At 59.1% G+C, this 17,096-nt stretch carries 15 protein-coding genes; 10 read left to right on the top strand and 5 right to left on the bottom strand.

The features are described from left to right. The first annotated feature begins 63 nt into the window (after positions 1 to 63). Positions 64 to 828: a Cof-type HAD-IIB family hydrolase gene (locus BQ9843_RS06440; protein ID WP_075844373.1), complete on the top strand. Its 765-nt coding sequence runs from the start codon at positions 64 to 66 to the stop codon at positions 826 to 828. A gap of 8 nt (positions 829 to 836) precedes the next feature. Here BQ9843_RS06440 and BQ9843_RS06435 read toward each other — a convergent pair whose 3' ends face one another. The 4 genes from BQ9843_RS06435 to rnhA form a co-directional block, all read right to left on the bottom strand. Beyond that, positions 837 to 1,250: a Fur family transcriptional regulator gene (locus BQ9843_RS06435; RefSeq protein WP_075844372.1), complete on the bottom strand. Its 414-nt coding sequence runs from the start codon at positions 1,248 to 1,250 to the stop codon at positions 837 to 839. A 94-nt stretch (positions 1,251 to 1,344) separates the two neighbouring features. Beyond that, positions 1,345 to 1,749, bottom strand: a complete 405-nt coding sequence (locus BQ9843_RS06430) for an acylphosphatase (protein ID WP_083647968.1) — start codon at positions 1,747 to 1,749, stop codon at positions 1,345 to 1,347. A 37-nt stretch (positions 1,750 to 1,786) separates the two neighbouring features. Next, complete coding sequence (locus BQ9843_RS06425; protein ID WP_075844371.1) at positions 1,787 to 2,884, bottom strand: Gfo/Idh/MocA family protein; 1,098 nt, start codon at positions 2,882 to 2,884, stop codon at positions 1,787 to 1,789. A 69-nt stretch (positions 2,885 to 2,953) separates the two neighbouring features. After that, positions 2,954 to 3,442: a ribonuclease HI gene (rnhA, locus tag BQ9843_RS06420; protein ID WP_075844370.1), complete on the bottom strand. Its 489-nt coding sequence runs from the start codon at positions 3,440 to 3,442 to the stop codon at positions 2,954 to 2,956. A gap of 228 nt (positions 3,443 to 3,670) precedes the next feature. Here rnhA and dnaE point away from each other — a divergent pair, with 228 nt between their 5' ends. From dnaE to BQ9843_RS06395, 5 genes are all read left to right on the top strand, one after another. Then, entirely contained in the window at positions 3,671 to 7,477 is a 3,807-nt protein-coding gene (dnaE, locus tag BQ9843_RS06415; protein ID WP_075844369.1) for a DNA polymerase III subunit alpha, read from the top strand. A gap of 82 nt (positions 7,478 to 7,559) precedes the next feature. Beyond that, the gene (locus BQ9843_RS06410; protein WP_075844368.1) at positions 7,560 to 8,651 is read left to right on the top strand and encodes a macro domain-containing protein; all 1,092 of its coding nucleotides are present in this window, start codon (positions 7,560 to 7,562) and stop codon (positions 8,649 to 8,651) included. A 159-nt stretch (positions 8,652 to 8,810) separates the two neighbouring features. Next, positions 8,811 to 9,419 (top strand): vWA domain-containing protein, encoded by a 609-nt coding sequence (locus BQ9843_RS06405; protein ID WP_075844367.1) that lies wholly within the window; start codon positions 8,811 to 8,813, stop codon positions 9,417 to 9,419. A 297-nt stretch (positions 9,420 to 9,716) separates the two neighbouring features. Next, positions 9,717 to 9,935 (top strand): type II toxin-antitoxin system RelB/DinJ family antitoxin, encoded by a 219-nt coding sequence (locus BQ9843_RS08880; protein ID WP_075844366.1) that lies wholly within the window; start codon positions 9,717 to 9,719, stop codon positions 9,933 to 9,935. After that, positions 9,932 to 10,945, top strand: coding sequence for a CPBP family intramembrane glutamic endopeptidase (locus BQ9843_RS06395; RefSeq protein ID WP_075844365.1), 1,014 nt, complete (start codon positions 9,932 to 9,934; stop codon positions 10,943 to 10,945). Before BQ9843_RS08880 ends, BQ9843_RS06395 begins: the two co-directional genes overlap by 4 nt. A 5-nt stretch (positions 10,946 to 10,950) precedes the next feature. Here BQ9843_RS06395 and BQ9843_RS06390 read toward each other — a convergent pair whose 3' ends face one another. Beyond that, positions 10,951 to 13,083, bottom strand: coding sequence for a YgiQ family radical SAM protein (locus BQ9843_RS06390; protein ID WP_195906633.1), 2,133 nt, complete (start codon positions 13,081 to 13,083; stop codon positions 10,951 to 10,953). Positions 13,084 to 13,230: 147 nt separating this feature from the next. Between BQ9843_RS06390 and BQ9843_RS06385 the strand changes: the two genes are divergently transcribed. From BQ9843_RS06385 to BQ9843_RS06370, 4 genes are all read left to right on the top strand, one after another. Continuing rightward, on the top strand, positions 13,231 to 13,908 hold the full coding sequence (locus BQ9843_RS06385; RefSeq protein WP_195906632.1) for a YoaK family protein: 678 nt from the start codon (positions 13,231 to 13,233) through the stop codon (positions 13,906 to 13,908). Positions 13,909 to 14,191: 283 nt separating this feature from the next. Next, positions 14,192 to 15,358, top strand: a complete 1,167-nt coding sequence (gene fucO, locus BQ9843_RS06380) for a lactaldehyde reductase (RefSeq protein ID WP_075844364.1) — start codon at positions 14,192 to 14,194, stop codon at positions 15,356 to 15,358. A 120-nt stretch (positions 15,359 to 15,478) separates the two neighbouring features. Next, positions 15,479 to 15,919, top strand: a complete 441-nt coding sequence (locus BQ9843_RS06375) for a hypothetical protein (protein WP_075844363.1) — start codon at positions 15,479 to 15,481, stop codon at positions 15,917 to 15,919. Between the two features lie 83 nt (positions 15,920 to 16,002). After that, the gene (locus tag BQ9843_RS06370; protein WP_075844362.1) at positions 16,003 to 17,022 is read left to right on the top strand and encodes a M42 family metallopeptidase; all 1,020 of its coding nucleotides are present in this window, start codon (positions 16,003 to 16,005) and stop codon (positions 17,020 to 17,022) included. The last annotated feature ends 74 nt before the right edge of the window (positions 17,023 to 17,096 follow it).

The following is a 17,096-nucleotide window of genomic DNA, read 5'->3' as shown; positions in this document are numbered from 1 at the left end:
CAGAACTCCCGTTTTGCTACAATGTGGGGCTGAAAAACCCTAGAACCAAGAAAGCCGGGCCCCATGATCAAAGCTGCCTTTTTCGATGTCGATGGAACGCTGCTTAATTCGTCGCACAAGATGCTCGAATCCACCAAGCAGGCTCTGGCGCAGCTTCAGGCAAACGGTATCCGGACGGTTCTTGCTACGGGTCGCGGCTCGTTTGAGCTGCCGCCGTGCATCAAGGGCCGCTTTGACTCCTATATCTGCTTTAACGGTCAGCTTTGCTTTGACAACGAGGGCGACTATCGCGATTGTCCCATCGACCCGCAAGACGTGAACGGCATCATTGGTGCTGTGGAGGCGGGGATCTTTGACGTCTATGCCCTTACGCGCACGGAAAGCTTCTTGAGCCGTGCCAACGCGCGTACCGAGGATTTTGCCACTAAGCTGGGGCTTTCCACCAAGGCAAACAACATCTCTCGGCTCAAGGGCGCTGCTGTGTATCAGTTCTGCGCGATTGTCGACACTCCCGAGGAGCATCTGGTGCGCGAGGCTGCAACTCACGTGCGCACCACGCGCTGGACGCCGCTTTTTTGCGATGTGATTCCGGAAGAAGGCGGCAAGGGCACAGGGATCGTCGCCACGTTCGAGCGCTACGGCATTGCTCCCGAGGAGGCCATCGCCTTTGGTGACGGCGAGAACGATCTAACGATGTTTGACGAGTGCGGATGCTCCGTTGCCATGGGCAATGCGTGGGACCTGGTGCGTGAGCGCGCGGATTATGTGACCGACGACATGGATAACGACGGCATCTGGAACGCCTGCAAGCACTTTGGCCTTATCTAGGGATTTGCCTAGGCGGATGCTTGGGCATCCTCGTTTTGGACTTTCTTCTCCTGGCAGCTGGGGCAGATGCCGTAGAAAAGGGTCTCGTGCCGCGTGATTATGTAGCCCGTTTGCCTCTCGACCATGCCATCGAGCGTGTGGTCATGCTCTACCATGGCGTCGCAGACGGCGCCGCAGCTGCAGCAGATCACGTGCGCGTGCGGGTCGCAGCGACGGTCAAAGCGATTGCCGCCCGGCACTTCGATACTGATGATATCGCCCGTCTTTTCTAGTAGGTTGAGGTTGCGATATACGGTGCCGCGGCTCACCTTGGGATTTTGCTCGTGAACGTTGCGGTAGATATCCTCGGCGGTGGGGTGGTCGCCGTGGGCGCGAACGATGTCCAAGATCAGCGTGCGCTGTTTGGTGTTTCTGCGTTGCATGCGGTGCCGCCTCCTTACCCGTGCATGGTTAACTATGGCAACTATATCAAATAATTGCGATTGATTCCTAATAACTTTTTAGGTGGCGGTGAGGCTAGAAGCGCACCTCAAAGGAGCCTTCGGTATCTTCAAGCTTAAGCTCGTGCGCGGCAGAAAGACAGATGTTCGCGCCCCAGCCGGCATAGCAGTCTTGCAGGTCGTCCATCAGTGCCGATATCTGCACGCTCGGCCCCTGCAGCTCCATATCTACCGATCCGTCCTCTCGGTTGATCACCCAACCGGTGAGATGGCGCTCGCGTGCGATGTTTTGCGTGGTCCAGCGAAAACCGACACCTTGAACCGTACCCGTATAGTGCAGGCCCCAGCGAACGGGAGAGAAGTCGCCCGCAGCGCCGCGTTCGCGCAGCTTTTGCGTAAGTTCGCATTCAAGTGCGCTGCGGGCGATTTTCTTGCTGCCGTCCGGTCCGGTCAAGCGGCGGAATTTGCTGAGGAACTTCATGGCGAATCTCTCCTTCGCAGGCGATGGGTGCTTGCGCTTAGGCTTGGGTGCCCGTGCGGTCTGCGGGAAAGACGATACCTGCCTGTGCGCGAGCCCGGTCCATCACGTCCATGGTGGCAAGGGTGAGGTCGCGGAAATGCGCCATGGTGCCGTGGGCCCCGCATGTCGCCTCAAAAGCCGGCGTGCCTGCCTGCGTCTGCTCCACCGCATGGATGAAATCGGCAAGTTCGTAGCACATGCTGTTATCCGTCTGCGGCAGGTCCATTTCTTCGGTGCTGCCTGAGCTCGCACGGGTCCTGGCTGCCATGCGTACGGCCACGCCCATCATATCGATGCGCATATGGCTGGGCATGGAGATGGAATCGAGCGTGATGGTGCCGCGTTCGCCCTCAATCTGCACGGGCGAGAAGTCCTGCGTGAACTTGGAATAGTGGAGTGTCGCCACGGCGCCCGGGTAGGTGCACATGATGGTTCCCGCAGCGTCGATGGGACCGTGGGTGATGTCTTGGGCTTGCGCATCGATGAAAATGGGGGCGAAGGCGATGGTCTCGGGTGCGCCCAAAAGGTCGATCATGGGCTCCACGCTGTAGACGCCCATATCCATAAGGCCGCCAGATGCCATATTGCAGTCAAAGATGTTGGTGTGACGATGCGCGAGGATATCGTCGTAGCGCGAGGAGTACTTACCAAAGCGGATGGTGGCGCGCTGGATGCGCCCGATCTGCTCGAGGGCGTCCTTAAACTGATAATAGGCCGGATCATGCAGGGGGCGCATCGCCTCGAGCGCAACAACGTTCGCACGCTCGGCGGCGTCGAAGACCTCTTGGGCCTCGCGGCGGTTTGAGCAGAAGGATTTCTCTACCAGCACGTGCTTGCCGGCGCTGATGAGTGCAAGCGCCTGAGGTGCATGACAGGCATTGGGGCTGCCGATGTAGACCGCGTCGATTGCAGGGTCCGCGGCGAGCTCTTCCACCGATGCATAGCCTCGCTCGCCGCCGTGCTTCTGCGTGAAGGCGTGCGCGCGCTCGGCATCGCGCGACTGCGCGCCAACAAAGGCGGCACGGTCGTTTGCGCCCAGCGCCTCGATGAAGTTCTCGGTGATGGGGCTCGTTCCGATGGTCGCGATGCGAAGCATATTGCGCCTCCTGTGGTTCGGCGAAGTTTGTTCCCATGATACCACGCAAGGCACGGCGGGGGCGTTGCGTCAGTCTGTGTCGCCCTCTACAAAGCCGGTATCGACGATGCGCGGTCCTTTATCGGCAGCGACGGTGGCGAGCTCGTCGCAGCGCTCGTTATACTTGTGGCCCGCATGTCCCTTGACCCACAGGAAGGTAACGTCATGCGGCTCCTTGGCTGCGATCAGGCGTTTCCAAAGATCGGGGTTCTTCACCGGTTTTTTGGCCGCGGTCTTCCATCCGCGCGCCTGCCAGCCGGCAATCCAGTTTTTGTTAAAGGCGTTCACCACGTACTGCGAGTCGGAGTGCAGCTCTACCTCGCAGGGGCGCTTGAGGGCCTCGAGCGCGGCGATGACGCCCATGAGTTCCATGCGGTTGTTGGTGGTGCGCTCGTAGCCGCAAGAGAGCTCGAGCACGTGCTCCTTGCCGGAAGGGGAGGTGTAGCGCAGTACGGCGCCGTAGCCTCCGTGTCCGGGGTTGCCGCGCGAGGCGCCGTCGGTGTAGACGATGACTTTCAAGGTTCCTCCTGCAAGGTCGTGTGTGCTGGGGCCATTATACGGCGCTACCGTGGGCGCCACGGCGGTCGCAGCGGCGCGCCATAGGCTTTCTTCGAGTCGAACAAACTATGGGGCTTTCTGGGGTGGCACGGGCGGCTCGGTGCGTGTCTGGGGCGTGCGGTAGAATGCTTCGAGCAGAGAAATCACGCACATACGCTTGCCACCGCGCATATCAGGGAGTTGCTTCACATGGCCTTCGTTCACCTTCATAACCATACCGAGTACTCGATGCTCGACGGGGCAACGCGCATCTCAGACATGGTGAAGCGCGCCGTCGACCTGGGCATGCCCGCCGTTGCCATCACCGACCACGGCTACATGTACGGCGTTCCCGATCTGGCGCTCGCCTGCGATGCGGTGAACCATAACGCGCCCGATTACAAGGTGTGGAGCCACGACAAGGCCTTCTTGGAGAAGGGCCGTCGCGATGAGCTGGAGGAGCCCAACCGCGAGGAGAACCCTCAGGGCTGGGAGCAGTACCACAAGGATATGGAGCTGTGGGATAAGCAAGGTAACATCGACGAGCTCAAGCCCGCGCCCGTCATCAAGCCCATCTTTGGCTGCGAGGTCTATTTCACTCCCGACGACACCCTTGCGCGCGATCGCAAGCCCGAGCTCTACCACATGATTTTGCTCGCCAAGAACCAAGAGGGCTACGTCAACCTGATGCAGACGGTCTCCGAGGCCGCTGTGCAGGGCTTTTACTACAAGCCGCGCGTGACCCTGGACAATCTGCGCCGCCATGCAAAGGGCCTTATCTGCAGCTCCGCCTGTATCGCGGGCATCATCCCGCGCTACATCGACCGAGGCGACATGGCCGGCGCCGTATCGTGGGCAACAACCCTGCGCGACCTCTTCGACCCCGGCGATTTTTACATCGAGATCCAGGAGCACGGCATCACCACCGACAACGGCATGACCGACGAGCAGCTGTCTCATCATCTCATCGAGATCGCGCAGCAGATCGGTGTGAAGGTCATCGCCACCAACGACTTCCATTACCTCACGCGCGAGGATGCTCCCATCCAGGACGTGATGATGTGCATTGGCACGGGCTCCAAAATCGACGACCCCAACCGCATTCGCATGACGGGCTCTGAGTTTTACATGAAGACCGAGGAAGAGATGCGCGCGCTCTTCCCGTATTGCCAAGAGGCTATCGACAACACGCTCGAGATCGCCGAGAAGTGCGACGTTGAGCTTGACTGGGATTCCATCATCCTGCCGCGCTTCCCGCTGCTCGACCCGGGTGAGACGCACGAGAGCCAGTTTCGCCGTGAGTGCGAGAAGGGCCTGCGCAAGTATTACGGCGAGGATTGGGAGACGCGCTCCATCAATGGCGTGTCTATCAAGGAGCGCTTCGAATACGAATACAAGGTTATCTGCGACAAGGGCTTTGCCGCCTACTTCCTGATCGTTGCCGAGTACGTTAAATGGGCCAAGGAAAACGGCATCGGCGTTGGCCCGGGCCGTGGCTCGGCCGCAGGCGCCATCGTTGCCTACGCCATGAACATCACCTCGTTTGACCCGTTGGAGAACGGCCTGATGTTCGAGAGGTTCCTGTCCCCGCAGCGTACCGAGATGCCCGATATCGATATGGACTTCGACGATGAGCGTCGCCTCGAGGTCGTGGAGCACGTGCGTCAGCTCTACGGTCCCGAGAAGGTCACCCACGTCATCACCTACTCGACCATCAAGGCAAAGCAAGCTATCAACGACTCTGCCCGCGTGCTCGATTACCCCGTGTACGTGGGCCAGCGCCTGTCCAAGATGGTGTCGAGCGACCCCTCCACCAAACTGCGCCAGGTACTTGAGCAGCAGCCGGGTAAAGAGGAGCTCTACAACCCCGATTTTGCCGATGCCTACAAGAACGACGAGGACGCGCGTCGCATCATCGACACGGCGCTTTCCATCGAGGGCCTCACGCGCGGCGAGGGCGTGCATGCCTGCGCTGTTCTGATCTGCCGCGACCCGGTGAACGAGCACGTGCCCACGAAGCTCGATACCAAGGGCGGCGTCGAGATCACCCAGTACGAAGGCCATACGGTTGCCGACATGGGCCTGCTCAAGATGGACTTCCTGGGTCTTCGCACTCTCACCGTTATCTCTAAGGCCAAAGCCAATATCAAGGCAAACTTCGGTATCGATATCGACCCCGATACCATTCCGTTCGATGATCCCGAGATCTTCAAGCTCATGGGTTCGGGCCATACTGCCGGCGTGTTCCAGGTCGAATCCGCCGGCATGACCGCCACTATCAAGAACATGAAGCCCACCGAGTACAAGCACGTCGTGGCATTGATCGCCCTGTATCGCCCGGGTCCTCTTGGTGCAGGCATGGTCTCCTCCTACATCAACCGTATGAATGGCAAGGAACCGGCGGTTTCCTACGACCCGCGTCTGGACGACATTCTGGGCGAGACCTACGGCACCATGGTCTATCAGGAGCAGGTTATGCTCATCTCCGTCGAGATGTGCGGCTTCTCCAAGGGCGAGTCCGACTCGCGTATCCGTAAGCCCGTGGCCAAGAAGAAGATCAAGCTGCTTACCTCTACGGTCATGCACTGGGAGGACGGCTCGGACGAGACCACCTACGACCATTGGATGAACGGCGCCGTCAAAAACGGCTACAAGAAGGAGACCGCGCAAAAGATTTGGGACGACGTTTTGGAGTTCGCCTCCTACGCCTTCAACAAGTCGCACTCTGCCGGGTACGCCATTCTCGTTATGCAGACGGCCTGGCTCAAGGCTCATTATCCCAACGAGTACATGGCGGCCGTGCTTACCTCTTATACCGGCAAGACCGAGAAGATCGTGCATTACGTCTCGGCCTGCCGCCACGACGGCATCGCCGTGCTTCCGCCAGATGTCAACGAATCGGGTATCGAGTTCACCGCGACCAAGGACGGCGTGCGCTTTGGCCTCGCGGGTATCCGCGGCGTAGGCGAAGGCGTGGCAGAGGTCATTATCGAGGAGCGCACCAAGAACGGTCCCTACAAAAACCTTCACGATTTGGTTGACCGTGTGGATTCGAGCAAGGTGAACCGCCGCGTTATCGAGGCTCTCATCAAGGCAGGCGGCTTTGACTCGACGGGCTATCCGCGCCGCCAGCTCATGACGTTCGTGGACAAGAACAACCCCGAGAATATCATCGACTCGGCGGCTAAGCGTCAAAAGGACCGTGCGTCGGGGCAGACGTCGCTCTTTGACATGTTTGGCGATGTGGAGGGCTCCGGCTTTGAGATTCAGGTTCCCGAGCCCGACGGCCAGGAGTGGGACCGCCATATGAAGCTCTCGTTCGAGCGTGAGGTCTTGGGCATCTACGTTTCCGACCACCCGCTGCGCCCCTTTGAGTACGCGCTGGGAAAGGCGCGCGAGTTCTCGCTTTCGCAGATCGATACCGGTGTGGAGCGCATGAGCCCCACAGGTGAGGGCATGGTCAACGTCGAGATTCCCGAGGGCAAGCCCTATTGGTTTGCGGGCATGGTCGCAAGCGTGCAAAAGATGGTCACCAAAAAGGGCGCCGCCATGGCAAAGGTGCAGCTTGAGGACATGGAAGGCGAGGCCAGCGTCATCATGTTCCCCAAGGTGTTCGAGGCTGCCGAGGAGTTTTTGTATGGCGAGACCGACCCCGAGACAGGTGCTGTGCTTTCCGACGCGTTTATTCGCGTGCGCGGTAAGCTCGAGCGCAGCGACCGCGGCGATCAGATCATCGCTGTGGAGGTCATGCCGCTGGAGCTTACCGAGGAGAGCAATCGACCCAAGGTCTTTGAGGTAATGATTCCTTCCAATCGCTTTAGCCAGGGCAACATGAGCCGCTTGGCTGCGGTGTTTGCGGCCAACCCCGGCGGCGACCGCGTGGAGCTGTTTGTGGAGCAGGCGGATGGTCAAACCATGCGTGCCGAGATTCCTGTTCGCGTGAATGCCAAGTCGATCCCGCTTTTGGCCGAGACGCGTGGCATCGTAGGCAACCAGGGCCGCGTTACCGTCATCTAGTCCGTGACAAAAAGTCCTCAGGTTTATTTTGTCACATGGGGTACCTAACTAATTATCGTGGGGTCTAGAGGGGAGAGCTGGCATGCCGTTTTCTATCGTGAGGTCCGATATCGCTCGGTTGGACGTTGACGCTGTTGTCAACGCTGCGAACGAGGGGCTGATCGCAGGCAGTGGCGTGTGCGGTGCGATTTTCTCTGCCGCGGGTTATGAGCAGCTGCAGGCGGCGTGTCGCAAGATCGCTCCGTGCCCCACGGGTGGTGCCATGGTGACGCGGGGTTTTGATTTGCCCGCGCGTTGGATTATTCATGCGGTGGGGCCGCGCTGGATAGATGGCCACCATGGCGAGGAGGGCCTACTGCGCCGCACTTATCGCTCGGCACTTGACCAGGCGGCTCGACTGCAGGTTGCAAACGTCGCCTTTCCGCTCATCTCTGCGGGTATCTACGGCTATCCTCCTGCCGCCGCCCTCAACGTGGCGTGCGAGGAGATCGAGTACTTCTTGAGCGATCGGGCCGGTACCGCCGCCGGAGACATGCATGTGGTGCTTGCTATATACGATCGCCGGGCCTTTGCGGCGAGCCTCGATTGTTATGACGAGGTGGCGCTGTGCATTCAAGATGCCCAGGGTGAGGAATCCTTTTTTGCATGCGACAGCGCCGTATGCGCGCAAGCCGCGGAGAAGTCTTGCGATCTCGGCTTTGGTCCCGGTTTTGACCTTGACCTTGACCTTCATGCCCTCGCCGCCCCCGCCGCGGCGTCACGCCGTCGGAATTGCGCCGCCGCCCCGCGCGCAATTGACGAGACAGAGATCGCTGAGTTGCTCAATAAACTTGATGCCTCATTCTCGCAGACGGTCCTGTCGCTTATCGATGCCCGCGGTCTGACTGACGTCGAGGTCTACAAGCGCGCGAACCTGTCGCGCCAGCTCTTTAGCAAGATTCGCCGAGACCAAGGATACAAACCCACCAAGGCTACGGCGGTGGCGCTCGCCATTGCGCTCGAGCTCTCGCTTGACGAGTGCAATGACTTGCTCGAACGTGCCGGCTTTAGCCTTTCCACGTCGTCGAAGTTCGATGTGATCGTCCGCTACTTTATCGAGCGCGAATGCTACGACATCTACAAGCTCAACGCGATGCTCTTTGCATTTGACCAGCCGCTTTTGGGGTCGATGTAGCCTTACATGGCGCCTCGCACCGTGCCCCGTGCCATTGTGGCTCTGCGTCCACGGTCGCATCGATGTCGCTTGACGGTTTACCTCTCGCGGCACCTCGCCTCCTATCTTTGAGATAGGCGGACGGGCATCGGGCCCTCCGCACACCTTAAGGAGGCAATCATGAAGAAAAACCTGACCGAGCTTGTATTCATCCTTGATAAAAGCGGCTCTATGTGGGACCTGTCAGACGACACCATCGGCGGGTACAACGCGCTGCTTAAGCAAAACAAGATGATGGAGGGCGAGGCCCTCGTATCCACGGTGCTGTTCAATCACAAATCGCAGGTGCTGCACGGTCGCGTACCCATCGAGGACGTAGCCCCGTTGACCTCGCGAGATTACGTGCCGAGCGGATGTACAGCGCTTCTTGATGCCGTGGGCGGCGCGATTCATTATCACGAGCACGTGCAGCGCATTTTGCCGCCCGAGTTGCGCCCTGAGCACACCCTGTTTTGCATCACTACCGACGGCCTCGAGAACGCGAGCAAGGAGTACAGCTACGCTCGGGTCAAACACATGATCTCGGCGGCACAGGAACGCGGCTGGGAGTTCATGTTTTTGGGCGCCAATATCGATGTTGCCAAAGAGGCGGACCGTTTGGGCATCCGCGAAGACCGGGCCATGCCATACGAGCCAACGTCGGACGGCATGTCGTTTGCCTTTGATACGCTGTGCCGAGCCTCTGCTGCCGTGCGATGTGGCGAGCCAATCGATGTCGATGATCACTAGCGCCACCAATCGGTTTAGTCGTCGCGTTTTATTGCCGGGGGCGACGGTTCCTTTTGTACTTTCCGTCATTCGCCCCTTTAGCTGATGTTGTATCGCAAGGCCGCTGTCGAAGCATTTCGGCAGCGGCCTTTTCTTTTTTCAGCCTTGCCTACGCTCTTTCAATTTGCTATTCTAAACAGCGGGGTAATACATAGTAATACTAAGTAATACCAACATGACATAAACGAACCAGGCGCGAGTTCAAGCCCAGCCGCATGCTCGCGCACACGTAGCACATCGATCCGCAAAGGAATCGACATGGCAGAAAAAATGACCCCAGTTGTCGCGAAGGTTTTGCCCGAGGAAAAGGCAGCCTTCGCGGCAGCAACCCAACTTGTGGGGACCACGCCGTCAAACGCAATACGCATGTTTATCGCCGCGTTCAACCGATGCGGTACGTTTCCCTTTGACATATCTCCCACCGGAGCGTTTGGGCGCGAGGTGGATGGGAACACTTCACCCGAGGTGAAAGCATGAGCGAATTCAATACTCCGGTTTCCTGCGAGCAGGTCTCGCCGTCGCGAATCGCTCCCGCGGATGCCGTCAAAAACGGCGTTGCATATCTACTGGCAGGCCTTGGCGTGTTCGGCATCGTCGAGGGCGCGCAGCTCATCGTCGGCTTTGTGTGGGGTGTGGGCTTTGCGGCCCTTTGGGCTGTTGGATTTTTCACTGGAGACGTCGAGGCCGTATTCGACGCCAGCCTTGTCTATGCCCTCGCGCTCGCGCAGCTGCTAACGCTTACCGTGACCATGCCTTGGTGGTGGTGCCGTATCCGGCCGCGCTCATTCTCGAGCGCGCGAGACCGTAGGCTTCCGCGAGGCGGCGCGTCGTTCATGCGCGTTGCCGGCATCATCTTGCTTGGCGTTGCGATGCAGATGATCATCTCCTACATCCTCTCGCTGGTGTTGCCCATGTTTCCCTCGCTTGAACAAGGCTACGACGAGATGATGAACGACGGAGCGACGAGTGAACTGAGTGCCATCTCGCTTTTGGTGGTTGCCGTGGGCGCCCCGATTTCCGAGGAAATCGCATGTCGTGGCCTTATGCTCGAGTTTTCCCTGCGCGTGGTCTGTCCTGAATGGCACGATGCTTGGCGTGAACGCACCTGCCGGCATCGTGCACGCCTTCCCTTGGGCGACGCGAGCGCGATGCGGGTTCCTCCTGCGCGCTTTTGGATTGCGAACCTCATCCAGGCCGCGCTCTTCGGCATCCTGCATATGAATCTCGTGCAGGGAATCTATGCGGGAGCGATGGGCCTTGTCTTTGGCTGGGTCTTTTGGCGCAGCGGAAAAATGCGCTACAACATCGGTCTGCACCTGGTGCTTAACTTCTCGTCATACTTCGTAGGCGGTATCGATACCGTACTTGGCCTGCTTGGGCCCATAGTCGAGCTTGCCGCTTTCATGGCGATGCTGGTGCTTGGCACTGTTTTGTTCTGGCTTGGCACAAAAGAGGGGCAAGGTCCCTCGAAGGTCTTGCCCCTGTAATTACGTTAACCGCGGCGACCTTGACGATTGGCCCCTTGGCGTCCCTGGGCTGCGCGATTGCGTGCTGCTGCATTTTGCGCGCGGTTCATCTGCTGGGCTCCGCCTGGCCCGCGATGCTGCTTTGAGGCCGCGCCTGTTTGCTTGTGGCGGCTATCGGCATGCGGGCGTTTGGCTCCACCCGTACCCTTGACTTTGCCGCTGCCCTTCTTGGGCGCGGCGCCTTCATGCGGAGGAACGGGTCGAATAAGGCAATGCTTGTCGTAGCCAATCAAATCGCGCCTGCCGGCGGCAATAAGCGCTTCGTGCACGAGCTTGTAGTTCTCGGGCTTGCGGTATTGGATGAGTGCGCGCTGCATCGCTTTTTCGTGAGGATCGCGCGCCACGTAGACCGGTTTCATGGTGCGTGGGTCCACACCGGTGTAGTACATGCAGGTGGACATCGTGGACGGCGTGGGGTAGAAGTCCTGCACTTGCTCGGGCATATAGCCCATGTCGCGTACTGCGCAGGCGAGTTCCACGGCCTCTTTCATGGTCGAACCGGGATGCGAGCTAATGAGATAGGGCACCACAAACTGATTGAGTCCGTATTGTTTGTTGATCTTGTCAAAGCGGCGGCAGAAGGCGTCATAGACGGCACGACTGGGTTTACCCATTACGCTGAGCACGGCATCGCTTACATGTTCTGGCGCTAGGCGCAGCTGGCCGGAGACGTGATGCTGCAGCAGCTCGAGCATAAATTCATCCGAGGCGTCGGCCATGGTGTAGTCAAAGCGAATGCCGCTTCGGATAAAGACCTTCTTGATACCGGGAATCGAGCGCAGGTCGCGCAAGAGCTGCGTGTAGCCGCTCTCATCCACCACCATGTTCTTGCAAACGCTGGGCCACAGGCAGCGCTTGTTCTTGCACACGCCGTGCTTGAGTTGCTTATCGCAAGCGGGACGGAAAAAATTGGCGGTGGGGCCGCCCACATCGTTGATATATCCCTTGAACTCGGGATCGTGGGTGAGCGCTTCTGCCTCGCGCATGATGCTGTCGTGGCTTCGCACCTGCAAAACGCGACCCTGATGGAAGGTGAGCGCGCAGAAGCTGCATTCGCCAAAGCAACCGCGGTTGCTCGATATAGAGAAGCGCACTTCGGAAAAGGCGGGGATGCCGCCCGCTTTGTCGTAGTCGGGATGCCAATGGCGCGCGTAGGGGAGTTCGGCCACCTCGTCCATTTCCTGCGTGGTCAGCGTTGCCGAAGGCGGGTTTTGTACTACAAAGATACCGTTGGGGTAGGGCTCTACCAGGCGTTGCCCCGTGATAGGGTCCATGTTTTGCTGCTGGATGTTAAAGCTCTTGGCGTAGGTGAGCCGGTCGCTGTTGAGCTCATCCCAGCTTGGGAGTAGGTGGTAATCGTACACGGCATCGAGCGCGCCTTCTCCGCTTGTGCGATAGACTGTGCCGTCGACATACGTGATTTGATCGACGGGCAGACCGGCGTCGAGGGCATCGGCAATCTCGATGATGGCGTGTTCGCCCATGCCGTAGATGAGCAAGTCGGCGCCCGAGTCGAGCAATACCGAGCGCTTGAGCTTATCCTGCCAGTAGTCGTAGTGCGCAAGGCGCCGCAGGCTTGCCTCGATGCCGCCAATGATGATGGGCGCTTTCTTGTAGGTGCGGCGAATGAGGTTGCCATAGACCGTTACCGCCCTGTTGGGCCGTCGTCCCGCCTCGCCGCCCGGGGTGTAGGCGTCTGTGTGGCGGCGATGCTTGGTCACGGAGTAGTGATTGACCATCGAGTCCATGTTGCCGGCGCTCACCAAAAAGCCCAGGCGCGGCTCGCCAAGAATCGATATGCTTTCGGGGTCGTTCCAGTCTGGCTGGCAGATGATACCCACGCGATAGCCGTGTGCTTCGAGAATGCGGCTGATGATGGCCATGCCAAAGCTGGAGTGGTCAACGTAGGCGTCGCCGCAAATATAGACAAAATCGCATGCATCCCATCCACGAGCATCCATATCGGCGCGTGAGACGGGCAGGAACTTTTCGCGTCCGGGACGCGGAACGGTGCGCTTTTTGGACGATGCCGTTGCTTTGCGAGGCGCGGTCGCGCCCTCGGCCGTCTTCTTGTTTTTATGTTCGACCCGCTTTGCCATGAGCATCCTTCATACGCTTTTCCCTTTGAGGATTGATTGTACCAATTGGGTTACCCAGGCGCGCGTTCACGCGCTTTTCACAGTCGATGCGTTAGGATAGGGCACATTATGCTTGTCGGATAATGCAAATTGGGGGACACGCTTTCTATGCAGCGTGCAAAGCAGATTTCGGAATCAATCGAACTCGGTGCTATCTTGGCACTCGCGGGCGGCTTCATGGACGCCTATTCCTACATCGGTCGCGGAGGCGTGTTTGCAAATGCGCAGACCGGCAACATTCTTTTGGTAGGAATCCATCTTTCGCTCGGAGAGTTTTCCCAAGCGCTGCGATTCTTGCTTCCCGTTGTCTCGTTTGCCTTGGGCATCATGCTTTCCGACCTGATTCACGAGCGTTTCTCGAGCCTGTTTCACTGGCGCCAGGTGACGGTATTGATCGAGGCCATCATCCTTTTTTGCGTGAGCTTTATCTCTGGAGACCTCAACCTGCCTGCGAACTGCCTCACTTCATTTGCGTGCGGCATGCAGGTGGAGTCGTTTCGCAAGATCCATGGCAAGGGTATCGCGACCACCATGTGCATTGGCAATCTACGCTCCGGGCTGCAAAACGTGGACGATTACATCATCACGCACAATCGGGGCTTTCTAGAAAACGGCGTGCTCTATTTTGGCGTCATTTTGTGCTTTGTGCTGGGTGCCGTGCTGGGTAACTGGTGCATCGAGCATCTTGGCCTTCACGCGATTGCGGTTGCGGCAGCCTTGCTGGCGCTGGCTTTTGCCATCATGTTTATCGATCGCGAACATTCGTATGGGAAGACGAGTAAGTAGCTTGCTGCCCTCTCGAGGTCGTTGGCGTTGTGCTTGAACCGCGCCGCGGGGGCCGTTGAGCGATATTCCTATATACGAACTAATTGTTCAAAATACGAACTGCTTGCCCTTTAGAGTTTCTACCTGCGGAAATAGATCTTCCGAACCATCCTTGATAGCAAGTTGGGAACGCCGATTGTCCAAGATATCGCTTGATGTTTCTGCCGAGCGGGTATATTGAGTGCCGTCAGGGGATGGCGCATCGTCTGCGTCCATCCGCATTGAGGAGCCAGGAGGCACATATATGGCTAACCGTTTCGTTCTCAACACCATCTCTTACCACGGTTCCGGCGCTATCAAGGAGATCCCGGGCGAGCTCCAGCGCCGCGGCTACAAGAAGGTCTTCGTCTGCTCCGACCCCGACCTGGTGAAGTTCGGCGTTACCGCTAAGGTGACCGACGAGCTCGACGCCGCCGGCATCGCCTGGTCCCTCTACTCCGAGATCAAGCCCAACCCCACCATCAAGAACGTCCAGGACGGCGTCGAGGCCTATCAGGCCGCCGGGGCCGACTCCATCGTGGCCATCGGCGGCGGCTCCTCCATGGACACCGCCAAGGCCATCGGCATCATCGTCAACAACCCCGAGTTCGCCGACGTGCGCAGCCTCGAGGGCGTCGCGCCCACCAAGAACCACGCCGTGTTCACCATCGCTGTGCCGACGACCGCCGGCACCGCTGCCGAGGTGACCATCAACTACGTCATCACCGACCCCGAGAAGGTCCGCAAGTTCGTGTGCGTCGACACCAACGACGCCCCCGAGGTCGCCGTCGTCGACCCCGACATGATGGCCTCCATGCCCGCCGGCCTGACCGCCTCCACCGGCATGGACGCGCTCACCCACGCCATCGAGGGCTACACCACCAAGGGCGCCTGGGAGCTCTCCGACATGTTCCACTTCGAGGCCATCAAGCTGATCAGCGAGAACCTGCGCGACTCCGTCGCCGAGGCCAAGTCCGGTCAGCCCGGCTCCGGCCGCGAGGGCATGGCTCTCGGCCAGTACGTCGCCGGCATGGGCTTCTCCAACGTCGGCCTGGGCATCGACCACGCCATGGCTCACACCCTGTCCGCCCACTACGACACCCCGCACGGCGTCGCCTGCGCCATGCTGCTGCCGATCGCCATGGAGTTCAACAAGCCGGTTTGCGCCGAGCGCCTGGCCAAGGTCGCCATCGCCATGGGCGTCGACACCACGGGCATGAGCACCGACGAGGCCGCCGATGCCGCCATCGCCGCCGTCAAGCAGCTCTCCGCCGACGTGAACATCCCGCACGTCTGCGAGGCCATGAGGGCCGACGAGATCGAGGTCCTGGCCAAGGACGCCATGGCCGACGCCTGCTTCCCGGGCAACCCCCGCGAGGCCACGCTCGACGACGTCATTGAGCTCTTCAAGAAGATCTGCCCGGCAGCCTAGCCGCGCGTCTTTATTGAGTGATGCTATATATGCCGGAGAGGGTTCGTCCCTTTCCGGCATTTTTCTGTTTGTCGCGCGTCTTGTGTACTATGGAGAAAACCGACCGGGAAGGAGCCCGATATGACAAAACCCCGTTTTGCCACAAAGGTGGCGATCTGCCTCGGTTGCATTGTTGCTCTTGGCGCAGTTGCCCTGGTTGCACATCATGTACTATCCGGACAGGATGTCTCGTGGACTGCTGAGCAGGACGATTCGCTCGACATTCTTGCGACGAAGGCCGCGGGTGATGACGAAGTGGCTCAGCCAGAAGAGGGCTGGGCGTCCCGTGACGGCTACATCCAGCTTCAGCTTTTGGGCTCCTCGATCCCTGAGCAAGAGATCGAATCGGTCGAGCAGGACGGCGACGAGCTTACGGTTACGCTCAAGGTGCAAGACGGTCCTATGACCATGGATATCTTGCTTACCGAATGGCGCCTCACGGGCGGCGACGTTGAGAGTGTCAAATCCGTAACCATCGATTACGGCAAAGGGGATACCCGCCGCGCCCCTCAATGCCCCTAGAGTGTGACAAAAAGTAGACAGGTTTATTTTGTCACATTTTCATATTTCGACCACATTTAAGGCATCGATCCTAAGGAGAGAAAATGACCGACACGCTCGATTACATCGGAGAGCAGCTCAAAGCCCTCACTTCCATCCCTAGTCCTACGGGATTTACGCGCGCGGTGACCGATTATGTAATGAAGACCCTCAAGGAGATGGGCTTTACGCCCGAACGCTCGACAAAAGGCAACGTGCTTGTGTGCCTGGGCGGCGAGGGCGAGCCTCTTGTGCTTGCAAGCCATGTGGACACGCTTGGAGCCATGGTCCGTTCCATCAAGGACAATGGCCGCCTGCGCCCGACGACTCTTGGCGGACATCAGTGGTCCACGGCAGATGGCGAAAACTGCACCGTTCACACGCGCGACGGTCGCGTTTACACGGGTGTGGTCCTAAATACCGAGCCTTCTTCTCACGTTGCAGACGAAAAAGTCGAGACGATCGAGAAGAATATGGAGATCCTGCTTGACGAGAACGTTGACACCAAGGACGACGTGGCGGGCTTGGGTATCCAGACCGGCGACATCATCGCTATGGATCCTCGTACCGTGATCGCCAAGAGCGGCTACATCAAGAGTCGCTTTTTGGACGATAAGCTTTCCGCCTCGGTTTTGTTGGGCCTGGCTCGGGCGGTTGCCGCCGGCGAGGTGAAGCTCGCCCGTAAGGTCTCGCTGCTCTTTACCGTGTACGAGGAGGTTGGCCATGGCGGGGCATTTGTTCCTGCCGACACGTGCGAGATGATCAGCGTTGACATGGGCTGTGTGGGCGACGACCTGGGCTGCACCGAGCGCATGGTTTCTATCTGCGCCAAGGATTCGGGTGGTCCCTACAACTACGAGCTGGTGAGCGCCCTTGCCGATACGGCCAAGCGGCTGTCCCTGGGCTACGCTATCGATGTTTATCCGCATTATGGCTCCGACGTCGAGGCGACGCTTCGCGCTGGCTACGATATTCGCCATGGTCTTATCGGTCCTGGCGTGTATGCAAGCCACAATTACGAGCGCTCGCACATGGATGGCGTGCGCAACACCTACGAGCTGCTGCGTGCATACGTAGGGGAGTAGCAAAAAGGCGATTGCCCTTTGATGCATTAAAACGCCGAGACGGGCCGCAATGCTCGCCTCGGCGTTTTCCTAAT

The sequence above is a fragment of the Collinsella bouchesdurhonensis genome, from assembly GCF_900155365.1.
Taxonomy (GTDB): Bacteria; Actinomycetota; Coriobacteriia; order Coriobacteriales; family Coriobacteriaceae; genus Collinsella; species Collinsella bouchesdurhonensis.
The sequence above is the reverse complement of the archived record's forward strand: the minus strand, read 5'-3'. Positions and strand labels throughout refer to the sequence as shown.

Bases quoted from the DNA above. Each gene is read 5' to 3' on its own strand.
- BQ9843_RS06440 (WP_075844373.1), top strand. From the start codon at position 64: ATGATCAAAGCTGCCTTTTTCGATGTCGATGGAACGCTGCTTAATTCG.
- BQ9843_RS06435 (WP_075844372.1), bottom strand. From the start codon at position 1,250: ATGCAACGCAGAAACACCAAACAGCGCACGCTGATCTTGGACATCGTT.
- BQ9843_RS06430 (WP_083647968.1), bottom strand. From the start codon at position 1,749: ATGAAGTTCCTCAGCAAATTCCGCCGCTTGACCGGACCGGACGGCAGC.
- BQ9843_RS06425 (WP_075844371.1), bottom strand. From the start codon at position 2,884: ATGCTTCGCATCGCGACCATCGGAACGAGCCCCATCACCGAGAACTTC.
- dnaE (WP_075844369.1), top strand. From the start codon at position 3,671: ATGGCCTTCGTTCACCTTCATAACCATACCGAGTACTCGATGCTCGAC.
- BQ9843_RS06410 (WP_075844368.1), top strand. From the start codon at position 7,560: ATGCCGTTTTCTATCGTGAGGTCCGATATCGCTCGGTTGGACGTTGAC.
- BQ9843_RS06405 (WP_075844367.1), top strand. From the start codon at position 8,811: ATGAAGAAAAACCTGACCGAGCTTGTATTCATCCTTGATAAAAGCGGC.
- BQ9843_RS08880 (WP_075844366.1), top strand. From the start codon at position 9,717: ATGGCAGAAAAAATGACCCCAGTTGTCGCGAAGGTTTTGCCCGAGGAA.
- BQ9843_RS06395 (WP_075844365.1), top strand. From the start codon at position 9,932: ATGAGCGAATTCAATACTCCGGTTTCCTGCGAGCAGGTCTCGCCGTCG.
- BQ9843_RS06390 (WP_195906633.1), bottom strand. From the start codon at position 13,083: ATGGCAAAGCGGGTCGAACATAAAAACAAGAAGACGGCCGAGGGCGCG.
- BQ9843_RS06385 (WP_195906632.1), top strand. From the start codon at position 13,231: ATGCAGCGTGCAAAGCAGATTTCGGAATCAATCGAACTCGGTGCTATC.
- fucO (WP_075844364.1), top strand. From the start codon at position 14,192: ATGGCTAACCGTTTCGTTCTCAACACCATCTCTTACCACGGTTCCGGC.
- BQ9843_RS06375 (WP_075844363.1), top strand. From the start codon at position 15,479: ATGACAAAACCCCGTTTTGCCACAAAGGTGGCGATCTGCCTCGGTTGC.
- BQ9843_RS06370 (WP_075844362.1), top strand. From the start codon at position 16,003: ATGACCGACACGCTCGATTACATCGGAGAGCAGCTCAAAGCCCTCACT.